General features: G+C 71.5%; 22 protein-coding genes. 11 read left to right on the forward strand and 11 right to left on the reverse strand.

Annotated elements, in window-relative coordinates:
• Window positions 1–39: 39 nt before the first annotated feature.
• Window positions 40–183, reverse strand: a complete 144-nt coding sequence (rpmH, locus tag DAETH_RS10305; RefSeq protein ID WP_011530697.1) for a 50S ribosomal protein L34 — start codon at window positions 181–183, stop codon at window positions 40–42.
• Window positions 184–397: 214 nt separating this feature from the next.
• Here rpmH and DAETH_RS10310 point away from each other — a divergent pair, with 214 nt between their 5' ends.
• The 3 genes from DAETH_RS10310 to DAETH_RS10320 are packed head-to-tail and all read left to right on the forward strand — an operon-like array spanning window position 398 to window position 2,698.
• Window positions 398–1,447: an Mrp/NBP35 family ATP-binding protein gene (locus DAETH_RS10310; protein WP_264774812.1), complete on the forward strand. Its 1,050-nt coding sequence runs from the start codon at window positions 398–400 to the stop codon at window positions 1,445–1,447.
• 1 nt (window position 1,448) lies between these two features.
• On the forward strand, window positions 1,449–2,108 hold the full coding sequence (locus tag DAETH_RS10315; RefSeq protein ID WP_264774813.1) for a helix-turn-helix transcriptional regulator: 660 nt from the start codon (window positions 1,449–1,451) through the stop codon (window positions 2,106–2,108).
• Complete coding sequence (locus tag DAETH_RS10320; RefSeq protein WP_264774814.1) at window positions 2,105–2,698, forward strand: 2'-5' RNA ligase family protein; 594 nt, start codon at window positions 2,105–2,107, stop codon at window positions 2,696–2,698. Before DAETH_RS10315 ends, DAETH_RS10320 begins: the two co-directional genes overlap by 4 nt.
• Before the next feature lie 106 nt (window positions 2,699–2,804).
• On the opposite strand, the gene DAETH_RS10325 is transcribed toward DAETH_RS10320, so the two are convergent.
• The 5 genes from DAETH_RS10325 to DAETH_RS10345 all read right to left on the reverse strand — a co-directional run bounded on the left by DAETH_RS10325 (window position 2,805) and on the right by DAETH_RS10345 (window position 6,884).
• Window positions 2,805–3,302: a DinB family protein gene (locus DAETH_RS10325; protein ID WP_264774815.1), complete on the reverse strand. Its 498-nt coding sequence runs from the start codon at window positions 3,300–3,302 to the stop codon at window positions 2,805–2,807.
• Window positions 3,303–3,418: 116 nt separating this feature from the next.
• On the reverse strand, window positions 3,419–4,513 hold the full coding sequence (locus DAETH_RS10330; RefSeq protein WP_264774816.1) for a bifunctional 3-deoxy-7-phosphoheptulonate synthase/chorismate mutase: 1,095 nt from the start codon (window positions 4,511–4,513) through the stop codon (window positions 3,419–3,421).
• A 90-nt stretch (window positions 4,514–4,603) separates the two neighbouring features.
• Entirely contained in the window at window positions 4,604–5,023 is a 420-nt protein-coding gene (locus tag DAETH_RS10335; protein WP_264774817.1) for a globin domain-containing protein, read from the reverse strand.
• A gap of 122 nt (window positions 5,024–5,145) precedes the next feature.
• Complete coding sequence (locus tag DAETH_RS10340; protein WP_264774818.1) at window positions 5,146–6,147, reverse strand: MBL fold metallo-hydrolase; 1,002 nt, start codon at window positions 6,145–6,147, stop codon at window positions 5,146–5,148.
• 83 nt (window positions 6,148–6,230) lie between these two features.
• Complete coding sequence (locus tag DAETH_RS10345) at window positions 6,231–6,884, reverse strand: YczE/YyaS/YitT family protein (RefSeq protein ID WP_264774819.1); 654 nt, start codon at window positions 6,882–6,884, stop codon at window positions 6,231–6,233.
• A gap of 89 nt (window positions 6,885–6,973) precedes the next feature.
• Here DAETH_RS10345 and ychF point away from each other — a divergent pair, with 89 nt between their 5' ends.
• Both ychF and DAETH_RS10355 read left to right on the forward strand, forming a co-directional pair.
• Complete coding sequence (gene ychF / locus DAETH_RS10350) at window positions 6,974–8,071, forward strand: redox-regulated ATPase YchF (RefSeq protein WP_264774820.1); 1,098 nt, start codon at window positions 6,974–6,976, stop codon at window positions 8,069–8,071.
• Window positions 8,072–8,185: 114 nt separating this feature from the next.
• Entirely contained in the window at window positions 8,186–8,773 is a 588-nt protein-coding gene (locus DAETH_RS10355) for an antibiotic biosynthesis monooxygenase (protein WP_264774821.1), read from the forward strand.
• A 4-nt stretch (window positions 8,774–8,777) separates the two neighbouring features.
• On the opposite strand, the gene DAETH_RS10360 is transcribed toward DAETH_RS10355, so the two are convergent.
• The gene (locus tag DAETH_RS10360; protein WP_264774822.1) at window positions 8,778–9,464 is read right to left on the reverse strand and encodes an MBL fold metallo-hydrolase; all 687 of its coding nucleotides are present in this window, start codon (window positions 9,462–9,464) and stop codon (window positions 8,778–8,780) included.
• A gap of 92 nt (window positions 9,465–9,556) precedes the next feature.
• On the opposite strand from DAETH_RS10360, the gene DAETH_RS10365 reads away from it, so the two are divergent.
• Window positions 9,557–10,117 carry a TetR/AcrR family transcriptional regulator gene (locus DAETH_RS10365; RefSeq protein WP_264774823.1) on the forward strand — a complete coding sequence of 187 codons (561 nt, stop codon included), beginning with the start codon at window positions 9,557–9,559 and terminating at the stop codon, window positions 10,115–10,117.
• A 48-nt stretch (window positions 10,118–10,165) separates the two neighbouring features.
• On the opposite strand, the gene DAETH_RS10370 is transcribed toward DAETH_RS10365, so the two are convergent.
• Together DAETH_RS10370 and murD are read right to left on the reverse strand one after the other, a co-directional pair.
• A complete protein-coding gene (locus DAETH_RS10370) occupies window positions 10,166–11,278 on the reverse strand; it encodes an FtsW/RodA/SpoVE family cell cycle protein (RefSeq protein ID WP_264774824.1) in 1,113 nt (370 codons plus the stop codon).
• Entirely contained in the window at window positions 11,275–12,585 is a 1,311-nt protein-coding gene (gene murD, locus DAETH_RS10375) for a UDP-N-acetylmuramoyl-L-alanine--D-glutamate ligase (protein WP_264774825.1), read from the reverse strand. The genes DAETH_RS10370 and murD overlap by 4 nt, the downstream gene beginning before the upstream one ends.
• A 77-nt stretch (window positions 12,586–12,662) precedes the next feature.
• On the opposite strand from murD, the gene DAETH_RS10380 reads away from it, so the two are divergent.
• The gene (locus DAETH_RS10380) at window positions 12,663–13,433 is read left to right on the forward strand and encodes an aminoglycoside adenylyltransferase domain-containing protein (RefSeq protein ID WP_264774826.1); all 771 of its coding nucleotides are present in this window, start codon (window positions 12,663–12,665) and stop codon (window positions 13,431–13,433) included.
• Window positions 13,434–13,449: 16 nt separating this feature from the next.
• Here the strand turns inward: DAETH_RS10380 and DAETH_RS10385 are convergent, their stop codons facing one another.
• Together DAETH_RS10385 and DAETH_RS10390 are read right to left on the reverse strand one after the other, a co-directional pair.
• On the reverse strand, window positions 13,450–13,776 hold the full coding sequence (locus tag DAETH_RS10385; protein ID WP_264774827.1) for an HNH endonuclease: 327 nt from the start codon (window positions 13,774–13,776) through the stop codon (window positions 13,450–13,452).
• A gap of 143 nt (window positions 13,777–13,919) precedes the next feature.
• Window positions 13,920–14,930: a DUF1517 domain-containing protein gene (locus DAETH_RS10390; RefSeq protein ID WP_264774828.1), complete on the reverse strand. Its 1,011-nt coding sequence runs from the start codon at window positions 14,928–14,930 to the stop codon at window positions 13,920–13,922.
• A gap of 103 nt (window positions 14,931–15,033) precedes the next feature.
• Between DAETH_RS10390 and DAETH_RS10395 the strand changes: the two genes are divergently transcribed.
• The 4 genes from DAETH_RS10395 (at window position 15,034) to DAETH_RS10410 (ending at window position 19,191) form a co-directional block, all read left to right on the forward strand.
• On the forward strand, window positions 15,034–15,426 hold the full coding sequence (locus tag DAETH_RS10395) for a hypothetical protein (protein WP_264774829.1): 393 nt from the start codon (window positions 15,034–15,036) through the stop codon (window positions 15,424–15,426).
• Between the two features lie 57 nt (window positions 15,427–15,483).
• Entirely contained in the window at window positions 15,484–16,485 is a 1,002-nt protein-coding gene (locus DAETH_RS10400) for a YtxH domain-containing protein (RefSeq protein ID WP_264774830.1), read from the forward strand.
• Between the two features lie 134 nt (window positions 16,486–16,619).
• On the forward strand, window positions 16,620–16,955 hold the full coding sequence (gene clpS / locus DAETH_RS10405; protein WP_264774831.1) for an ATP-dependent Clp protease adapter ClpS: 336 nt from the start codon (window positions 16,620–16,622) through the stop codon (window positions 16,953–16,955).
• 10 nt (window positions 16,956–16,965) lie between these two features.
• A complete protein-coding gene (locus DAETH_RS10410; protein ID WP_264774832.1) occupies window positions 16,966–19,191 on the forward strand; it encodes an ATP-dependent Clp protease ATP-binding subunit in 2,226 nt (741 codons plus the stop codon).
• Window positions 19,192–19,237: the final 46 nt, after the last annotated feature.

Raw genomic sequence — 19,237 nt, forward strand, 5'->3', positions numbered from 1 at the left:
GGGTCTGGCTGGGCGATGGCCCGCTCCTGGCGGCGACGGTTACTCGTCGCTGACGGTGAGGCGGTGGCGGCCCTTGGCGCGGCGACGCGCGAGGACGTTGCGGCCCGCCTTGGTCTTCATGCGGGCGCGGAAGCCGTGGGTCTTGGCCCGCTTGCGGACGTTGGGCTGATAGGTACGCTTCATCTCTGTGCTCTCCTTCTCGCGTCGGGGGACATGGGGCCCTTTCTCCCCGGCACCCCGCCGACCTCTTGCGCGAAAACTCGCCCCCTGGGGAGGCAAACTGGGGAAGTGTATCACGGGGGCGGGCGCGGCGGGAAGGGAGGGGCAATCGTGTCCTGAGACCACTGTGAGGCCGTGTCTTGCCCCCTCCCCCCCCGACGCGCTACTAATGCGGGGTATGCGTGAAGCCCTGTGGGATGCCCTGAAGACCGTGAACGACCCGGAGCTGCACCGGGACCTGGTGTCGCTGGGCATGATCGAGCGCGCGGAGGTCGAGGGCGGCGTGGCGCACGTGAAGGTCAATCTGACGACCCCCGCCTGTCCCCTCAAGGGCAAGATCGAGGGCGACGTGCGCGCGGCAGTGCTCGCCGTCCCCGGCATCGAGGACGTGAACGTCACCTTCGGGGCGATGGTGCGCCCGCCCGCGCAGCCCGCCCTGCCCGGCGTCAAGCACGTCATCCTGGTGGGCAGCGGCAAGGGCGGCGTGGGCAAGAGCAGCGTGGCGGTGAACCTCGCGGCGAGTCTGGCCGTGGAGGGAGCGCGGGTCGGGCTGATGGACGCGGACGTGTACGGCCCCAGCGTGGCGCACATGCTGGGCCAGGGCGGGGCGCGGATCACCGCGAACGCCGAGCGCAAGATGCTGCCCATCGAGGCGCACGGGATTCGCTTCATCAGCATGGCGAACCTCTCGCCCGCCGGGCAGGCGCTGGTGTGGCGCGGGCCGATGCTGCACTCGGCGATCCAGCAGTTTCTCAAGGACGCGGCGTGGGGTGAACTCGACTACCTGATCGTGGACCTGCCGCCCGGCACCGGGGACGTGCAGCTCTCGCTCACGCAGACGGTCCAGGTCACGGGCGCCGTGCTCGTCACCACGCCGCAGGACGTGGCGCTGATCGACGCGGCGCGGGCGCTGGACATGTTCCGCAAGGCGTCGGTCCCGGTGCTGGGGGTGGTGGAGAACATGAGTTACTTCGTGGCGCCCGACACGGGCCTGACCTACGACATCTTCGGGCGGGGGGGCTCGCGCAAGCTCGGCGGTCTGCCCCTGCTGGGCGAGGTGCCCCTCGACGTGGAGGTGCGGCAGGACGCGGACCTGGGCATTCCCGCCGTGCTCTCGCACCCGGACTCGCCCGCCGCGCAGGCCATGCGGCAGGTCGCGCGCAACCTCGCGGGCCGGGTGAGCGTGCAGACCCTGAGTTCCCTTCCCGAGCAACTGCCGGTGGTCTGAGATGACGGCCGCGACCCTGCCAGCCGCGCCCGCGTCCGCCCAGCCCGAGCGGACCAAGCAGCGGGTCCTCGAACTCCTCAAGCGGCACGGCACGCTGACCGCCCAGGCCCTCGCCTCGGGGCTCTCGGTCAGCGTGCCCGCCGCGCGGCGCCACGTGCAAGACCTCCAGGAGCAGGGGCTGATCGAGGCGCGCACCGAGCGGCCCGGCGGGCGCGGGCGGCCCCAGCACGTCTTCGGGCTCACCGAGCGGGGCGAGGCGGCCTTCCCGAAAACGTACTCGACCCTGTGCGTGGACGTGCTGCGCCACGTGGAGGGGCTGTTCGGGGAGGGGGCGGTGATGCAGGTGCTGGGCGCCCGCAGCGCGGAGGTAGCGGTGGGCTTGCGGTCCGAGGTGCCGGACGACCTCCCCCTGGAGGAGCGGGTACGGCATCTGGCGGAGCGGCTGTGTGGAACGGGGTTCGACGCGGTGGTCGAGCCCGGGGCGGAGGGAACGTGGTACATCGTCGAGCGCAACTGCCCGAATCTGACGGTCGCGCGGCAGTACGGGGAGCTGTGCGCGAGCGAACTCGACATGTTCGTGAACGTGCTCGGCGTGCCCGTCACGCGCGATACCCGCATCGCCTGCGGCCAGGGCACCTGCCGCTACCGGATCGGCCCTTGACCCTCCCCCCGCCCGCTCTGGCCCCGGCGCCCCCCGCGTCCCAGGCCCTCCACAGCCTGGTCGCGTGGCCCCCCGAGGTCCTCGACACCTGGCTCAGGCGCACCCAGGAGCGGCTGGGCGTGCGCGGCTTCGGGCTGCCGCACCTCAACCTCCGCGCCCCCTTCCGGACCGATCTGGGTGGCCCCGAACTCGTCGCCGCCTTCCGGGACGTGCTGCGCGGGCAGGAGGCGTTCGAGGTCCGCATCAAGGGCTGGAAGCGCCTGCCGCACGTCATCTTTCTGGAATGCGAACTCAGCCCCGCCCTGGCGCGCCTGCACGCCCTGGCCCTGAGCGTGGGGCCGTCGAGCCGCGCGCCCCACGACGGCCCGGACTACACGCCGCACCTCACCCTGGGCCTGGGCATCCTGTCCTGCGCCGAGGAGGAGCTGTGGGATGAGGTGAAACGGCTGACCCCCCCGGTGGACGCCTTCACCGTCACCGCCCTGAGCCTCACCCGCGAGGAGCGGGGCGAGGTGCTGGAACTCCACACCTTCCCGCTCGAATGCCCGGAGGAGGCCCAGGAGCGGCTGCGGGTGGCGCACGGGTGTTGAGGCGCCCCGTCGGCCCCTTTTCAACCCCTGTTATCCCGGAGTGGCCCGCACGGGAGCAGGCGAGCCCGGAGCCTCAGGCTTCGGAAAAGTCGGCCCGGGTGACGGTCTACCAGGTGTCACCCCCGCCGGGAGGCGGCCAGGCGCCCAGCATCCGGCGCAGCAAGATCACCTGACCGAGGTGGACGGCGTTGTGAAGGGCGTGGAGCGTCAGCTCGTAGCCCAGCGTCTCGCGCCCCCGCACCGGGCGCGACAGGTCCTCCTCCCGCGCCACACGTTTGATCTCGGCAAGCCCCTCCAGGAAGGCGCGACGTAAGGCGTCCCAGTCGTCCGTACCCGCTACGGGCCAGCCCTCAGTGGCGTGTCCAGGCAGGGCGGGCCGCTCACCCCGCGCCAGCGCCCGCGTGTACGACTGCCAGAAGTGCAGGTGAGCGACGATCTCGGCGACCGTATGAGGTGCACCCTCCACCCGGCGGCAGGCCAGCTCGGCGCTCAGGCCGTCCAGGGCGCGGCCGGGCGGCACGAAGGCGCTTCCCTCGTCGAGCAGCCGTTCGAGTGCCTGCGGTGGTGGGCCGAACAGCATCCCGTCGTGAGCTTCCCCAGTCATGTCGTCATCCTACGGGGGTTGGAAAGGGGCAACGGGCCGACGGGCAGGGCGACCCGTTCGGCCCGGACAAGAAAGACCGGGCCGCCCGCGAGCAGCCCGGCCTCCTCCAGCTCTGCTTACACCCCGACGGGTTGCCTGAGCATGGGGGCCAGCGCGTCCATGAACCGCTCGTACCCGGCAAAGTCGAGCTGCTGCTCATTGTCGCTGAGCGCCGTGGCGGGGCTGGGGTGGACCTCGACGTGGATGCCGTCGGCGCCCACTGCGAGGGCCGCCTTGGCGAGGGGAATCAGCAGGTCGCGGCGCCCGGCGGCGTGGGTCACGTCCACGATGACGGGAAGGTGCGTCTCCTGCTTGGCGAGGGCCACCGCCGAGAGGTCGAGGGTGTTGCGCGTCCACTTCTCGAAGGTGCGGATGCCGCGCTCGCAGAGGATGACCTCGTTGTTGCCCTCCGAGAGGATGTACTCGGCGGCGTAGAGCCATTCCTCGATGGTGGCGGAGAGCCCGCGCTTGAGGAGCACCGGACGGCGGGAGCGGCCCACCTCGCGCAGCAGGGCGAAGTTGTGCATGTTCCGAGCGCCGACCTGAAGGATGTCGGCGTGCTCGGCCACGACCTCCACGTCGCGGGTGTCCATCACCTCGGTGACGAAGAGCATCCCGTTGTCGCGCGCCGCCCGCCCGCCGATGATCAACCCGTCCACGCCCATGCCCTGGAAGCCGTAGGGGCTGGTGCGGGGTTTGTAGGCGCCGCCGCGCAGAATCTTGACGCCCCGGGCGGCGAGGAAGCGGGCGGTGGTGTCCATCTGCTCCTCGGACTCGATGGAGCACGGCCCGGCCACGATGACGGGCGGGGCGTCGCCGCCCACGCGCACCCCGTCAATGTCGAGCACGGTGTCCTCGAACTTGACCTTGCGCGAGACGAGGAGCTGCTTCTTGTCGTTGCTCTCCTCCAGCGCGAGGCTCGCCTTGAAGATCTCCTTGAAGATCGCCTTGACCGCCGCCGCCGTGAAGGGGCCGGGGTTCAGCGCCTCCAGCTCCTTGAGCTGCTGCTCCTCGCGGGCGGGGTCGTAGTGGTGCGGGCGGCCCTCGCTCGTCTTGGCGTGGCCGATCTGCGCGACGACCTCGCCCCGGCGGGAGAGCAGGGTGAGGAGTTCACGGTTGATCTGGTCGACTTCCGAGCGGAGGTCGTCGATGCTGCGCTGGGGTTGTGTCATTCCCGCAGTGTAGAAAAGCCGCTCCCCGCAGGCCCCAGGCTGTGCTAGTCAATTGAAAAGAATTGTCCAGGTCCGGTCGGAGGCTCGCCGTCAGCCCTGTCCCTCCCGGCCCGGCTCGGGCGTGTTCACCATGTGCGCCGCCACCCGCGCCAGGGCCGCGTACAGCTCGCGGGCGTCGGCCTCCCCGATCTCGGGCGTCTCGCGCAGGGCGGCGTTCATGCACCCCAGCCACGCGCGGGCCCGGGTGGGCGTGATCTCGTGCGGGAGGTGCCGGGCGCGCAGGCGGGGGTGCCCGAACCGCTCGTGGTAGAGGGGCGGGCCGCCCAGAAAGCCGGTCAGGAAGGCGTACTGCTTCTCGGCGGTGAGCGTGAGGTCCGCCGGGAAGATGGGCGTGAGGTCGGGGTCGGCGGCCACGCGGGCGTAGAACCGCCGGACGAGGGCGGCCAGCGCGTCCGGGCCTATGCGGTCGTACAGGCTGCCGCCCTCGCTGAGGGTCAGAGGGGCCGTCATGGAACCAGGGTAGCGCGGGGGCGAGGGTGGGCGTTTCACCGGGCCCACAGACCCGGGGCCGATAGAAGGGAAGGGTGCGGGCCCTCCTTCCTCGCCCGCGCCCTCCTCTCGTCAGACCTCGCTCAACTCCACTGCCAGACCGTCGGCTCGAACTCGTAGTTCCCGGCGACGATCCGGCGGACGTGCCCGAGGGCGGGGAAGGGGAAGTGGTAGCCCGTCACCCACATCTTGTCCTCGACCACCTGATCGAAGAGGCGCTGGCGGGTGCGGGCGGCGAGGGGGCCGTCGGTGTCGAAGGAGACGTAGGCGCCCCGGTGCCGCAGGCTGAGCAGGAAGTGCCCGGCGGCGTCCCCGAAGACCATCAGCCCCTCGTTCCCGCTTCCGCCGCGCACCGCGAGGTGGTTCAGGGTGTGCCCCGGCGAGGCGACGGCGGTGAGGCCGGAGACGATCTCGTCGCCCGGCTGAATCAGGGTGAAGCGGTCGCGCAGGCCGATCAGGTTGGCCTGCACGGCGGCGTTGGGGTTCGCCTGGGTGGTCCAGAACCCGAACTCGGCCGCCCCCATGACGTGCCTCGCCCCCGGAAAGGTGGGCTGCCCGCCCGTGGTCAGGCCGCCGATGTGGTCGCCGTGCCCGTGGGTGATGAACACCGTGTCGATGCCCGAGGGGTCGATCCCCGCCCGGCGCAGGTTGGCGAGGAGTTGCCCGCCCGTCCCGCCGCGCCCGGTGTCGATGAGCACGCGGTTGCGGCCCGTCTCGATCACCACGGGGTTGAAGTGGTTCACCGTGTTCGTGGCGGGCACCCCGTACTCGGCCAGCGTGGCGGCGAACTCCGCCTGCCGGTCGGGATTCGCCCCCCAGGTCGGCAGCACGGCGGGGAGCGGGGCGGTGCCGTCGCTGACGACGTAGAGCGTCAGGTCACCGACCCGCTGGCGGTAGAAGCCGTTGCCGTTCATGGGTGCCGTGGGGGCGGGCGTCGCCTGCGCCGGGGCCGCGTTCTGCGCGCGGGCGAGGGGAGCGGCGGCCGTCACCAGCCCCGCCGCCCCCAGCAGGCGCAGGGTGTCGCGGCGGTTTACGGGTCGGTCGGGGGATTCGGGCGGGGTGGAAGATTCGGGCTGATCGCTCATGGGTGGAACCTCCTGGGGTGCGGTGTCCCTTCGACGTTAAGCGGTCAGTCTGTGACCTGGGTCCGGCGGTCTTCCGAATTCGTTCAGCCTGTCCCGTTCCGGGCCTCGGGGGGGCGACCCCGTTTCAGCCCGAACAGCGCGAGGCCCGCCGCCATCGCCGGGCCGCTGCCGAGCGCGAAGACGAGAGTGCCCCAGCCCACCAGGCCGCCGAGCGCCCACCCCACGGCGAGCACGGCGAGTTCGATCCCGGTGCGGACCCGGGCCACTTCCCAGCCCGTCACCCGGCTCAGGCCCAGGATCAGGCCATCGCGCGGCCCGGCGCCCAGCCCGGCGGCGACGTAGGTCCCGGTGGCGAGCCCCAGCAGCGCCACCCCGAGGAGAAACTGAGCCCAGCGCCCCGGCAACGCCACCGGGTCGGGCACGAGCGGCCCCAGCACGTCGAGGAACAGGCCGATCAGGAGGACGTTGACGACCGTTCCCGGGCCGATGGGCTCGCGCAGCCGCAGCGCCGTGAAGGCGACGATCAGCACGCCCGTCAGGATGCTGACCATACCGATGCTGAGGGGCAGGTGCCGGGTCACGCCGAGGTGCAGCACCTCCCAGGGGGCCAGACCCACCCGCGCGTCGAGCATCAGACGCAGGCTCAGGCCGTACAGGAAGAGGCCGAAGACGAGGAGGAGAAAGCGCCGCCACACCGGCTGGGCGGTGACGAAGGCGAGCGGGGCGGGGCGGGTCACGCGGGCGAGCGTAGCATCCCCACCGTCTTCCCCACCCCATCCCCTAAACTGTCAGGGTTGCCGCGCCTGACGCGGGGAAGAGGTCAACTGTGGGACTAGCCATCGGAATCGTCGGTCTGCCGAACGTCGGCAAAAGCACGCTGTTCAACGCCATCACGCGGGCCGGGGCGCTCGCCGCCAACTATCCTTTCGCCACCATCGAGCCCAACGTGGGCCGGGTGCCCGTGCCCGACGAGCGCCTTCCGGCCCTGGCGAAGGTCTTCACCAAGGGGGACCGCGTGCCGCCCGTCATCCCCACCTACGTCGAGTTCGTGGACATCGCCGGGCTGGTGAAGGGAGCCTCGCAGGGCGAGGGCCTGGGCAATCAATTCCTGGCGAACATCCGCGAGGCGGACGCCATCGCCCACGTGGTGCGCTGCTTTACGGACCCCAACGTGATCCACGTGGCAGGCCGGGTAGACCCCGTCGACGACATCGAGACGATCAACACCGAACTCATCCTCGCGGACATGGCCGGGCTGGAAAAGCGGCTCGTCAACCTCCAGAAGAAGGCTAAGGGGAACGACAAGGACGCGCGGGAGCAGGCCGCCCTCGCCGAGCAGATTCTGGCCGTGCTGGGCGAGGGCAAACCCGCCCGCGCCGGGACGTACGACTCTCCCATCCCCAGGGATTTCGGCCTGATCACCACCAAGCCCGTGATCTACGTGGCGAACGTGGGCGAGGACGAGCTTCAGGAGGACAATGATGCCGTGCGCCGGGTGCGCGAGTACGCCGAGCGGGAGGGTGCCCGGGTCGTGAAGATCAGCGCCCAGATCGAGGGCGAACTCGCCGAGATGCCCGAGGACGAGGCGCGTGAGTTTCTCCATGACCTCGGCGTGCAGGAGAGCGGCCTCGACCAACTGGTGAAGGTGGGGTACGAGACGCTGGGGCTGATCACCTTCATCACCTCGGGCGAGAAGGAGGTCCGCGCCTGGACGATCCGCCGGGGCGAGAAGGCGCCCGAGGCCGCCGGGGAGATCCACTCGGACCTGGAGCGGGGCTTTATCCGCGCGGAAGTCATCGAGTGGCAGAAGATGGTGGAGGCGGGCGGCTGGGCGGGCGCCAAGGCGAAGGGCTGGGTCCGCACCGAGGGCAAGGAGTACGTGATGCAGGACGGCGACATTATGAACGTGCTGCACAGCAGCTAGGGGCGGAGGGCAGAAGGCAGAGGGCGAAGGCTTCCCGGACGCCCTCTGCCTTCCGCTTTCCGTCCTGACCGCCGCCCGGACGTGTTCCCTTCGCTGCGCTAGAGTGCCGTCCCGATGGCCGAGCCTCCACCCGCCCCCGACGCCGCCCACCCGCCCGCCCGCGACGGTGTGACGCTGGTCGTGACGGAGTTCGTGCGTTCCTCACGGGTGCGGGAGTACGAGGCCTGGGCGGCCGACCTCCACGAGCGGCTCGCGCGGCAGCCGGGGTTCGTGGGCGTTCACGTGCTGCGGGGGCAGGGCGGGAATCTGGCCGAGTACGTGACGCTGGTGCGCTTCGCCTCGCCGGAGGCCCTGGGCGTCTGGCGGGCGTCGCCCGAGTACGCGTCGGCGCTCCGCAGGCTGCCCGAGTTCACTGCGGGCGAGGTCGATTACCGCGAGTCGGTGGGGCTGGAGGCGTGGTTCGACCGCCCGGCCCGGCCCGCCGCCGCGCCGCCCTTCTGGAAGAACGTGCTGCTGGGCTTCGTGGGCGTGTATCCCCTCATCCTGCTGTTCACCCTGCTGTGTCGCCCGCTCGTGCAGGGCTGGCCGTGGTGGGCCGCCATCCTGCCCTCGGCGCTGCTGGCGACCGTCTTTCTGAACTGGCCGGTGTTGCCGTTGCTGTCGCGTCTGCTGCGCGGGTGGCTGTACCCCGACCAACGCTAGCCCCTCACGCTCCCGCCCGGGCCAGGGCGCCCCGCATGGCGGAGAGGGGATTTTCGACCACCCGCCCGTGACCGGGAGCGAGGCGCGTCGGAGTCAGGTCGGCGAGGCGGCGGGCGCTCGTGACGGCCGTCGGCGCGTGCCAGGTGGCGAAGGCCGGGAAGGGGAAGAACCAGCGGCGCTCGCTGACGACCGTCACGCCCCCGACGGTGTGGTAGGAGTCCCCCGCGATCAGGGTGCCGTCGCGCGTGTCGAGGAGGGCGATCTGGCCGGGGGTGTGGCCGGGCGCGGCGACCACCCGCAGGCTCCCGACCTCATCACCGTCCCGCAGCGGCTCCACCGGAACGGCGCTGGGTTGGAGGCCGCCACGCAGGGGAACCTGAGGCTCCCCCGGGTCGAGCTGCCGTTCGCCCCGCAGCAGCCGGGCGTCCCGGGCAGAGAGGAGGACGGGCACGTCAGGCAACGCCGCGTGCAGCGCGTCCAGGCTCCCGGTGTGGTCCACGTGGGCGTGCGTCAGGACGATGCGTCGGATGGGCTGTCCGAGGGTCTGCGCGGCCTTCAGGAAAGCGGGCGCACTTCCGGCGACTCCCGTGTCCACCAGGGTCAGCCCGTCCGTCTCCTCTACCAGGTACGCGTTGACGAGGCCGAAGCGGGTGAGCTGGTGCAGGTGCGAGCCTTGTCGGGTGTGTCGCATGGGTGACTCCTCCTCAAAACGAAAGACGTTCGCCTTGACGGTGAACAGCGTACGCTTTCACGTCACTTCCGTCAAGACGTACACTGTTCGCTATGGTCTACCCGGCGAAGCTCACCCCCGAGGCGATCTTTCAGGCGGCCCTCGACCTCCTTGAAGGCGGGGGGGACGGGGCACTGAACATGCGGGCGCTGGCCGAGCGGCTCAGCGTTCGCCCCAGCAGCCTCTACCGGCACTATCCCGACCGGGCGGCCCTGGTCGCGGCGCTGGAGGACCACGCGGCCCTCGCGCTGCACGGCGCGTTGAGGGAGGCCAGCCGAGACCTGCCCCCCGGGGAGGCCCTGGGCGCCGCCGCCCACGCTTACCTTGACTACGCGCGGGCTCACCCGCACCTCTACGGGCTGATGCTCGCCCCGCGTGCCCCTGCACCCGCCGGACCCGGCCCGGGTAAGGACCTGTGGAACCACGTCCTGCACCTCGTCGGCGCGGTGACCGGCCAGCCGGACGACACGGGCGCCGCCGTCGCGTACTGGGCCTTTTTGCACGGCTACGTCCAGCTCGAACGCAGCGGGGGGTTCGGGTTGAGCGGCCCCCGGGGCGGCTTCGAGCGGGGGCTGGACGCCCTGATCCGGGGGCTTTCCCCTGTCCTCCCGTAACGAAGGCGAGGGCTACCGCTCCCCCGCCCCCCGACCTGTTGCCCCGCCTCAATCCGCAGGCGTCGCCACCAGATCGGCCCCCTCCTCACCGGCGGGCAGGTGGCGCCGCACCTCGCGCATGGCGCTGTGGATGACGCCCAGGGCGAGACTCATGGTGAGCATGGAGGAGAAGCCGTAGCTCACGAGGGGCAGGGGCACGCCCGTCACCGGGAAGATGCCCGCCGCGACGGCGAGGTTCACGAAGGCCTGGCCGACCACCATGAACATCGCGCCGGTCGCCAGGATGGTCGCCCCGTGAATCTGGGGAGTCATCGGGCGCACGCGGGCGGCGAGCTGCGAGACCTGGAGGGAGGTGGAGACGATCAGCCAGTACGCGAACAGGAGCATGGTGACGCCCAGCAGGCCCGACGAGAAGCCCACCGAGGCGACCACCATGTCTGTGTGCGCGGCGAAGTACCAGTAGCGGGGGCCGTCGGGGCCCAGGCCCCACAGCCCGCCGAAACTCAGGTCGCGGTGCGCCATGCCGATCTGGTCGAGGCCGACCTCCAGGTTCTCGGCGCGGTTCACGTGTCCGAAGAAGCGTTCGAGGATGTACGGGTGGGTCTCCAGGTAGCGCCCCGCGAAGGGAATGGCGACCAGCCCCAGCGCGAGCAGGAAGCCCGTGATGTTGGTGATCCGCACTCCGGCCGCGTACATCAGGATGATGCCCAGGCCGAACATCAGCACGCTTGTCCCCAGGTCGGGTTCGAGGAGGACGAGCGCCGTCGTGCACACGATCATCAGGGTCGCGCTGATGAGCTTGTGCTGTACTCCCCGGCGCGAGAAGAAGGACGCGAGTTGCAGCACCAGCCCCAGTTTCGCCAATTCGGACGGCTGGAAGCGCACCGGCCCCAATTCCAGCCAGCGTTTCGTGCCCGGGCTCGTCTCGGTGCCCTGCCCGATGAAGAGGGTCAGGATCAGCAGCGCCAGGGTAAAGAGCCAGAAGGGCGTCGCCAGCCGCAAGAAGACTCCCGGCCGCAGCCGCGCCACCAGAAAGGTCAGGCCCAGCGCGATCAATGCCTTGCTCCCGTGGTCCACGATCAGGTCGGGGCGGGCCGTCGCCACCCCCAGCAGCCCCAGCGTGAGGAGCAGAATCTGCGCGATCACCAGTTGGGTGCTCATGCTCCCACCTTCTCGGCGGCGAGTTCCCGCGCCGCCCGCGCGAAGCTCTCCCCGCGCGCCTTGTAGTCGCGGAACAAGTCGAAGCTCGTGCCGACCGGCGCGAGGAGCACCGTGCCCCGCCCGCCCGGTCCCCCCAGCGCGGCGAGGCCCAGGGCGGCGGCCCGCCGCATCACCTCGTCGCCGTCCATTCCCGGCTCGAAGGGCAGGAGGTCGAAGGGGAGACTGAGAGATTGGGCGAGCCCTTCCCCGTCCTCCCCGAAGGCGACCACCCGCGTCACACGTCCCCGCGCCGCCGCCCGAAGGGGAGCGAGGTCGGCCCCCTTGTCGCGCCCCCCGACGAGCCAGGCAATTGGGGGAGTGGCCCGCGTGAGGGCGGCCTCCACCGCGAGCGTCCGGGTGGCGATGGAGTCCTCGACGAAGCGCACGTCCCCGAGCCGCGCGACCGTCTCGAAACGGCCCGCGACCGGGCGGGCGGTGCGCAGGGCCCCGGCGAGCGTCCCCACGTCGGGCGCGCGGCCCAGCCGCTCCAGCAGAGCCTCGGCGGCGAGGACGGCGGCGGCGGCGTTGGCGGGGTGAATCCCCTCGGGGAGGTCGGGGGTGGGCAGCACTTCGCGGCCATCCGCCAGGGCGATCCGGTCGGGGGTGAAGGTCCGCACGGCGGCGTGGGTGGGCACGTTCAGCCCCTCCGGGAGCACGAGCACGTCCTCCTCCTGCTGCCCCGCCGTGATGTTGAGTTTGGCCGCGTGGTACGCCTCCACCGTGCGGTGGCGGTCGAGGTGGTCCACCCCCAGGTTGGTGATCACCGCGACGGGCAGGCGCAGGCCGGGCACCCGCTCCAGTTGGAAGCTCGACAGCTCGACGACGGCCACCTCCGCCCCGTCCACCACGTCGAGGAGGGGAGGGTCGATGTTGCCGCCCTCGCGCGCGTTCAGCCCGCACGCCCTGAGCAGGTGGGCGATCAGGACGGTCGTGCCCCCCTTGCCCGCCGTGCCTGTGACGCCGACGAGGGGCAGGTGCGGGCGACGGCGGGCGGCGAGAACCACCTCCCCGATGATCTCCGCACCGCGACCCGCCAGCGCGAGCAGGTCGGGGTGGTCGATGGGCACACCGGGGGCGGCCACCACCGTCCCGTAGGTGCCCGCCACGTCCCCCCGCCCGAAGCCCAGCTCACGCATCAGCGCCTCGTCCTCGGCAGGCGGGCGCGCGTCATGCCACTCGGCCGTCAGTCCCTCCCGCGCCAGAAAGCGCGCCACCCCCCGCCCGCTTCGCCCCAAGCCGTACAGCAACACCTTTCGCCCCCCGTTCACGCCCACAACATAAGGGAAAGACCAAGGGGCGGGGTCGGAAGGGTGAGCGCCGCGCCCTTTTCCGTTACCCTCTCGCCATGCTGCCACTGCCGAACGCCGGGGTCGGTGCGCTGCTGAGCCGCCTGGGTGAGGACATCCGGCACGCTCTGGGCGACCGACTCGTCGGCCTGTCCCTCTACGGCTCGCTGGTAATGGGCGACTTCGACCCCGCGCGCAGCGACGTGGACCTGCTCGCGGTCCTCTCGTCTGAAGTCGGCGAGGGGGATGTGGAAAGGCTGGGCCGGATGCACGCCCGTCTCGCCTCGGACTTCCCGGCGTGGAACGACCGCGTCGAGGTCGATTACGTGCCGCTGGCCTCCTTGCGGACCTTCCGAACCGAGCCCGGAACGATGCTGCGAATCAGCCCGGGGGAGCCGCTGCATTTGCTGGAAGCCGGGCCGCACTACCTCGTGAACTGGTACATGGCGCGGCATGGAGTGACGCTCATCGGTCCGTCGCCGCGCGAGGTGCTGCCCGAGATCACGCGGGCGGAGTTCGTGGCGGGCATCCGGGGACACGCGGGCGCCTGGCCGGAGTGGGTGACCGAGATGCACCACACCGGCGGGCAGGCCTACGCGGTGATGACGCTGTGCCGGGCGCTCTACACGACGGTCCAGGGGGAGCAACTCTCCAAGCGGCAGGCGGGACTGTGGGCCCGGGAACGGCTGCCGGAGTGGGCTCCACTTATCGACTGGGCGCTCGGCTGGTGGTACGGGGGCGGGACACAGACACCCGATCAGGACCACTTCGGGGAGACGGTGCGTTTCGTGCGTGAGGTGGCCGCGCGCATCGCCGCCGACTCGACCTGACGCGACTCTCCCAACCCTACCGCACCCGCACGCCCTTCGTGGCGGGCTGCCTGCGAACCCACGCCACGAAGCGCCGCACGTCCTCGTGGGCGAGCAGGGCGTCCACACTGTTGTACTCCCCGGCCAGTTCCGCGTTCGAGAAGGTGCGGTGCAGGAACTTGTGGCAGGCGGGGCACAGCGGCACGGTGGGCAGCTCGTGAATCTTGACCCCCTGCCGTCGCCCCTGCGACTTCGGGACGAGGTGATGTGCCGTCAGCACGGGAGTCTCGCGCCCGCACAGCCCGCAGCGCTCCGGCTCGGCGGGGGGCGGGGGCCAGTTGGTCTCGGGACGGCGGCGGGACATCGGGGGGCATGATCGCGTGTGGGGGCGCAAGGAACCGGGTGGGGAGTTACGGGGGCGGTGCGTGGTTCGTGGGACGTGGCTGGTGGAAAAAGAGGAGCGAAAGCCCTCGCTCTCGCCCCCACTCACCACTGCCCACTTCCCACTCACAGCTTCGTGAGCTTCGGGTACTTCTGGATCGCCTCGTCCTCGCTCAGGAACTCGCCGGGCGCGTCGGGGCTCCACACGACCTCGGCGCGGATCAGGTCGCCGGGGCTCACGGCGCTGATGGCACTCAGGGCGGCGCGGGCCTCCCCGGCGGTCGTCACGCCTGCGGGCGGGAGCGAGGCGAGGGCGTGGGCGGCGACGGCGATGGTGACGGCGAGGTAGAGGTCGCCCGTGTCCCCCTTGAAGGCGTAATCGCTGCGGTGCTCGAAGCCGGTGTTCACGTCCCGGTTCTGGTAGTTGCTCGTGGTCTGCTCGGTGAAGGCGGCGCGGGCCTCCGTCGCCCAGGCGCCCACCTGACTGTCGGCGGCGCTCGCGGAGCCCTGGGCACGCTCGACGTTGCCGTACACCCAGCGTTCGGGGTGGCGCAGGGCGACGAGGGCGGCCTCCTGAAGCATCCGCGCGAGGCCCTCGTTCGTGTCGGGGTCGCCGCTCTGGGCCACCCGTTGCAGGGCGCGCTTGACCTCGTCCCCTTCGGCCATCAGGATCTGCACGCTCACGGCCTGCGCGGTGCCGCTGAGGCTGCCCAGGCCCCCGCCGCCGAGGGTCTGCGCCCCGCCTCCCCCGCCCAGGCTGCGTCGCATGAAGCCGACGACGGTGAAGATCACCAGCCCGAAGACGATCAACCCCACCAGCCCGAAACCTCCCCCGCCCCCGTAGCCGTACCCGCCGCCCCCGCCGACGATGACCGGGCCCCCTCCCCCGATGATGACGGGGCCGCTGCTGTACCCGCCCCCCGGAAAGCCGCCGGAGTAGCCTCCCCCGGAATACCCACCCCCGCCGCTGTACCCGCCGCCCCCCACCGAGCCGCCCCCGCCCCCCGCGCTTCCCCCGAAACCGCCCCCCGACTGCGCCCCGGCATGACTCAGGAACGCCAGCGCGGCGAGGCACAGGGCGAGGGTGGCGAGGAGGATCAGGGCGCCCCGCAGGGTCTTGGGGGAAAGGCTCGGCATACTGGCCCCAGTGTAGGGGCTGGGCCTCACGGGTGCGTTCCAGCGCGTGAAGTTTTGGCAAAGGCCCGCTCCCACCTCGGGCGCGAGCCTTACACTGCCGGGCATGAGCGGCGAGACGGGCGGGGGGACGATAGAGCTGACCCAGGCGCAGTGGGAGGCGTTTCTGGCGGGCCTGTACGAGCGGGACGACCAGCTTCATCGGCGGGTGCCGGGAGCCGAGTACCCCCCCGAGGAGGAGGTGGACGCCTACGTGCTCAGCGGCCACGCGGAGGCCCTGCGCAGCGCGGAGGTGGACGGCGATGTGTGGGGCACCCTCGCCGACATCGAGGAGGAGGCCGGAAACGAGGAGGAGGCGTGGGCGAGGATCGTCGCCTTCTACCTCGACCGGGGCTGCGTCCTCGTGCGCGTGCAGGGCACCGAGGAGCCCGAGGAATGGCTGCTCGCCGACGGGCTGGCGGGTCGGCTAGGGCTCCTTGAGGCGGCGAAAGGGCCGTGAATCCGGCCTGAACGGCACCTCATCCGCCCCCACATGGGCCCGACTAGGCTGACTTCTATGTCCGAAATCAACGAACGCCACTTCCCCCTGAAACGCCTGCTGCTGCTGGGGGCACTCATCGGCGCGGGCGCGTACTACCTCAGCCGCGAGCAAAGCCGCCGGGCCCTCGACCAGAAGCTCGGCGAGCTGGGCCTCAAGGACGCCGCCGAGAATGTGGGCGAGAGCGTCGCCCAGGGTTGGGAGAAGACCAAGGACGCCGCTGTCAGCGCGGGTCAGGTCATCGCCGAGAAGGCGGGCGAGGTCGGGCAGGCCGCCTCCACCGGGGGCACCCAGGCCGGGGTGGACCGGGCCAAGCAGGTCGCCGAGGACGTGAAGGCCGCCGTGGCGGAGGTCGCCGGGCAGGCAGGGGACGCGGCGGGGGACGTGGCCGCCACCGCCGGGCGCGAGGCGCAGGACGTGAAGGGCGAGGTGAGCAACGCCGCCGGGGACGCCCGCGACGCTGCCCGCCAGGCCGCCGAGCAGGCCCAGAGCAAGGCGCAGGACGTGGTGGCAGGCGCGAAGGACGCCGCCCAAAATGTCAAGTCCGACGTGCGGCAGGCGGCGGGCCAGGCCCAGGACAAGGCTCAGGATCTCGCCCAGGGCGCCAAGGCGACCGCGCAGAACGTGAAGTCCGACGTGCAGCAGGGGGCCCAGCAGGTGGGGGCGGACGCTCAGCAGGCGGCGGGCGGGAACCAGGGCAACGCGGGCCACCTTCAGCAGGTCACCCAGGACCTGAGGATGGGCGAGCAGAGCGCCGCCACCGTTCCCACCTCCGCCCAGCAGGCCAAGGTCGACGCCCAGGCGGCCGTGAGCGGCGCGACGGTCGAGGTCAAGGACGCGGCGCAGGACGCCAAGGCGGGCGCTCAGAGCGCGGCGAACAAGGTTCAGGGCGCGGCCCAGGACCTCAAGAAAGACGCCGGGCGCACCGCGAACGACGTGAAGGCGGACGTCAAGGGCACGGCGCAGGACGCCAAGGCCGACACGAAGAACACCGTGCAGGACGCCAAGCGCAACCTCTGAGGCGGGCTGACCCCGGTGAGGGCCTCCCTTCCGGGGGGTCCTTTTTATGCTCCCGTGGGCTTGGACGAGGTGATTTTCCGCCGACCGTGACGTTCACCGCGCCCCTTTCCCCTGCACGCGGGTAGACTCCCCCCATGACGCGCCGGGACAACGAGACGGATGGGCGCACGGGGACGCTGGAACGCACGGAGACGGGGCAGCAGACCGGGCGGCCCCGGCTCTACCGCGTGCTGCTGCTCAACGACGACTACACGCCGATGGATTTCGTGGTGCGGGTGCTGACGCGCTACTTTCGCAAGTCGGGGGCGGAGGCCGAACTCATCATGCTCGCCGTCCACCACAAGGGGCAGGGGGTGGCGGGCGTCTACACCCGCGACGTGGCCGAGACGAAGGTCGCCCAGGTGACCGCCCACGCGCGGCGCGAGGGCCACCCCCTGATGGCCGTCGCCGAGCCGGAGCCGGGCGAGTGAGGGAACGGAAATGATCGGAGACCACCTGCAAGTCACCATCGGGCGGGCGGCGGACTACGCGCGCGAGGCCGGGCACGAGTACGTCACCCTCGAACACCTCCTGCTGGCGCTGACCCACGACCCCGAGGCGCGCGAGGCGTTGCTCGCCCTGGGCACCGACGTGGAGCGGCTGCGGGGCGACCTGGAGGCCGTGCTCGCCGAGTACGAGTCCGTGCCGGGCAGTGAGTCGGACTTCACCCTGGGAGTTCACCGGGTCGTGCAGGGTGCCGTGCTGCAACTCCACGCGAGCGGCAAGGGGCACCAGACGGCGGACGGGGCGCGGGTCCTCGTCGAACTGCTCGAAGAGGAGGACTCGCCCGCCCGCGCGGCCCTCGAGGCGCAGGGCGTCACCCGGCTCGACGTGCTGGGCTACGTCTCCCACGGCACGGCGAAGGTGGCGGGCCGCGAGCGCGAGCGGCACACTCCGGGCACCGAGGGAGAGCCGGGCGCGGAGGGGACGGAGACCGCACAAAATCCCCTCGAAGCCTACGCGACCGACCTCACCGCCGGGGCGCGGGCCGGAGAGTTCGACCCGGTGATCGGGCGCGAGGTGGAGCTGGAGCGCGTCGTCCACATCCTCGCCCGCCGGGTGAAGAACAACCCCGTCCTCGTGGGTGAGCCGGGCGTCGGCAAGACCGCCCTCGCCGAGGGGCTGGCGCAGCGGGTGGCGGACGGGGAGGCGCCGGGCTTCCTGAAGGGAGCGTCGGTCTACGCCCTCGACCTCGGCGCCCTCCTCGCCGGGACACGCTACCGGGGCGACTTCGAGCAGCGGCTAAAAGCCGTCCTTGCCGCGCTCGACGGGCAGAACGCCGTCCTCTTCATCGACGAGTTGCACACGCTGGTGGGGGCGGGAGCGACCGAGGGGGGCAGCGTGGACGCGGCGAACCTGCTCAAGCCCGCCCTGGCCCGGGGACGGCTGCGGGTGCTGGGGGCGACGACGCCCGCCGAGGTGCGTTACCTGGAGAAGGACCGCGCCCTGTGGCGCCGCTTCCAGACCGTCGAGGTGCCCGAGCCGTCCGAGGAGGACGCTCTCGCCATCCTGCAAGGCCTCGCACCCGGGTACGCCTCCCACCACGGGGTCACGTACACCGATGGGGCGCTCGACGCCGCCGTGCGCCTCTCTGCCCGGCACCTGCGCGACCGCTTTCTGCCCGACAAGGCCATCGACGTGATCGACGAGGCGGGGGCGGCGCGCTCGTCCACCGGGACGGGCGGCGAGATCGGCGAGACGGACATCGAGGCGACGGTCGCCCGCATGGCCCGCGTGCCCGTGGGCACGGTGAAGGCCGAGGAGGTCGGCTCGCTCGCCACGCTGGAGACGGACCTGAAGGCCCGGGTCTTCGGGCAAGGCGCCGCCGTGAACGCGGTCGCCAGCGCGGTGAAGCTCGCCCGGGCGGGGCTGCGCGATCCCGTGAGGCCGCAGGGAGCCTTCCTCTTCGCCGGGCCGACGGGGGTGGGCAAGACCGAACTTGCCCGCGCGCTCGCCGACCGGCTCGGCATCCACCTCGCCCGCTTCGACATGAGCGAGTACCAGGAGGCGCACACAGTCGCGCGGCTGATCGGCGCCCCTCCCGGCTACGTGGGCTTCGACCAGGGCGGGCTGCTGACAGACGCGGTGGCGAAGAACCCGCACGCGGTCGTCCTCCTCGACGAGATCGAGAAGGCGCACCCGGACGTGTACAACCTCTTCCTGCAACTGATGGACCACGGCACCCTGACCGACCACACCGGCAAGAAGGTGGACGGGCGCGGCCTGATCCTCATTTTCACCACGAACGCGGGGGCCGCCGACGCGAGCCGTCCCGCCCTGGGCTTCTCGCGGGAGGGCCGCGCGGGCGAGGAGGCCGAGGCCGTCAAGCGCACCTTCACGCCGGAATTCCGCAACCGCCTCGACGCGGTGATCCACTTCCGCCCCCTGGCGCCCGAGGTGATGGGAAACGTGGTGGACAAGTTCCTGCGGCAGTTGGAGACGCAACTGGGAGAGCGGGGCGTCTCGCTGACGGTCACGCCCGCCGCCCGCGCCCTGCTCGCCAGACTGGGGTACGACCCGCAGATGGGCGCCCGTCCCCTCGCCCGCGTCATCGAGGAGCGGGTAAAGCGTCCGCTGGCCGACGAATTGCTGTTCGGGCGGCTCAAGGACGGAGGCGCGGTGGCGGTGGACGCGGAGGGGGAGGCGTTCAGCTTCGGGGCGAGCTGAGACTTCCTCTTCAACCTGGGAAGACTGCCCGCTCGCTTCTTGGATG

It is taken from the genome of Deinococcus aetherius (assembly GCF_025997855.1).
GTDB classification, from domain to species: Bacteria; Deinococcota; Deinococci; order Deinococcales; family Deinococcaceae; genus Deinococcus; species Deinococcus aetherius.

Coding starts and splice junctions, on each gene's coding strand:
- DAETH_RS10330 (WP_264774816.1), bottom strand. CDS start 4,513: ATGACACAACCCCAGCGCAGCATCGACGACCTCCGCTCGGAAGTCGAC.
- DAETH_RS10390 (WP_264774828.1), bottom strand. CDS start 14,930: ATGCCGAGCCTTTCCCCCAAGACCCTGCGGGGCGCCCTGATCCTCCTC.
- DAETH_RS10385 (WP_264774827.1), bottom strand. CDS start 13,776: ATGTCCCGCCGCCGTCCCGAGACCAACTGGCCCCCGCCCCCCGCCGAG.
- DAETH_RS10325 (WP_264774815.1), bottom strand. CDS start 3,302: ATGACTGGGGAAGCTCACGACGGGATGCTGTTCGGCCCACCACCGCAG.
- DAETH_RS10315 (WP_264774813.1), top strand. CDS start 1,449: ATGACGGCCGCGACCCTGCCAGCCGCGCCCGCGTCCGCCCAGCCCGAG.
- DAETH_RS10400 (WP_264774830.1), top strand. CDS start 15,484: ATGTCCGAAATCAACGAACGCCACTTCCCCCTGAAACGCCTGCTGCTG.
- DAETH_RS10410 (WP_264774832.1), top strand. CDS start 16,966: ATGATCGGAGACCACCTGCAAGTCACCATCGGGCGGGCGGCGGACTAC.
- clpS (WP_264774831.1), top strand. CDS start 16,620: ATGACGCGCCGGGACAACGAGACGGATGGGCGCACGGGGACGCTGGAA.
- DAETH_RS10335 (WP_264774817.1), bottom strand. CDS start 5,023: ATGACGGCCCCTCTGACCCTCAGCGAGGGCGGCAGCCTGTACGACCGC.
- rpmH (WP_011530697.1), bottom strand. CDS start 183: ATGAAGCGTACCTATCAGCCCAACGTCCGCAAGCGGGCCAAGACCCAC.
- DAETH_RS10380 (WP_264774826.1), top strand. CDS start 12,663: ATGCTGCCACTGCCGAACGCCGGGGTCGGTGCGCTGCTGAGCCGCCTG.
- DAETH_RS10355 (WP_264774821.1), top strand. CDS start 8,186: ATGGCCGAGCCTCCACCCGCCCCCGACGCCGCCCACCCGCCCGCCCGC.
- DAETH_RS10360 (WP_264774822.1), bottom strand. CDS start 9,464: ATGCGACACACCCGACAAGGCTCGCACCTGCACCAGCTCACCCGCTTC.
- DAETH_RS10365 (WP_264774823.1), top strand. CDS start 9,557: ATGGTCTACCCGGCGAAGCTCACCCCCGAGGCGATCTTTCAGGCGGCC.
- DAETH_RS10395 (WP_264774829.1), top strand. CDS start 15,034: ATGAGCGGCGAGACGGGCGGGGGGACGATAGAGCTGACCCAGGCGCAG.
- DAETH_RS10310 (WP_264774812.1), top strand. CDS start 398: ATGCGTGAAGCCCTGTGGGATGCCCTGAAGACCGTGAACGACCCGGAG.
- DAETH_RS10370 (WP_264774824.1), bottom strand. CDS start 11,278: ATGAGCACCCAACTGGTGATCGCGCAGATTCTGCTCCTCACGCTGGGG.
- DAETH_RS10340 (WP_264774818.1), bottom strand. CDS start 6,147: ATGAGCGATCAGCCCGAATCTTCCACCCCGCCCGAATCCCCCGACCGA.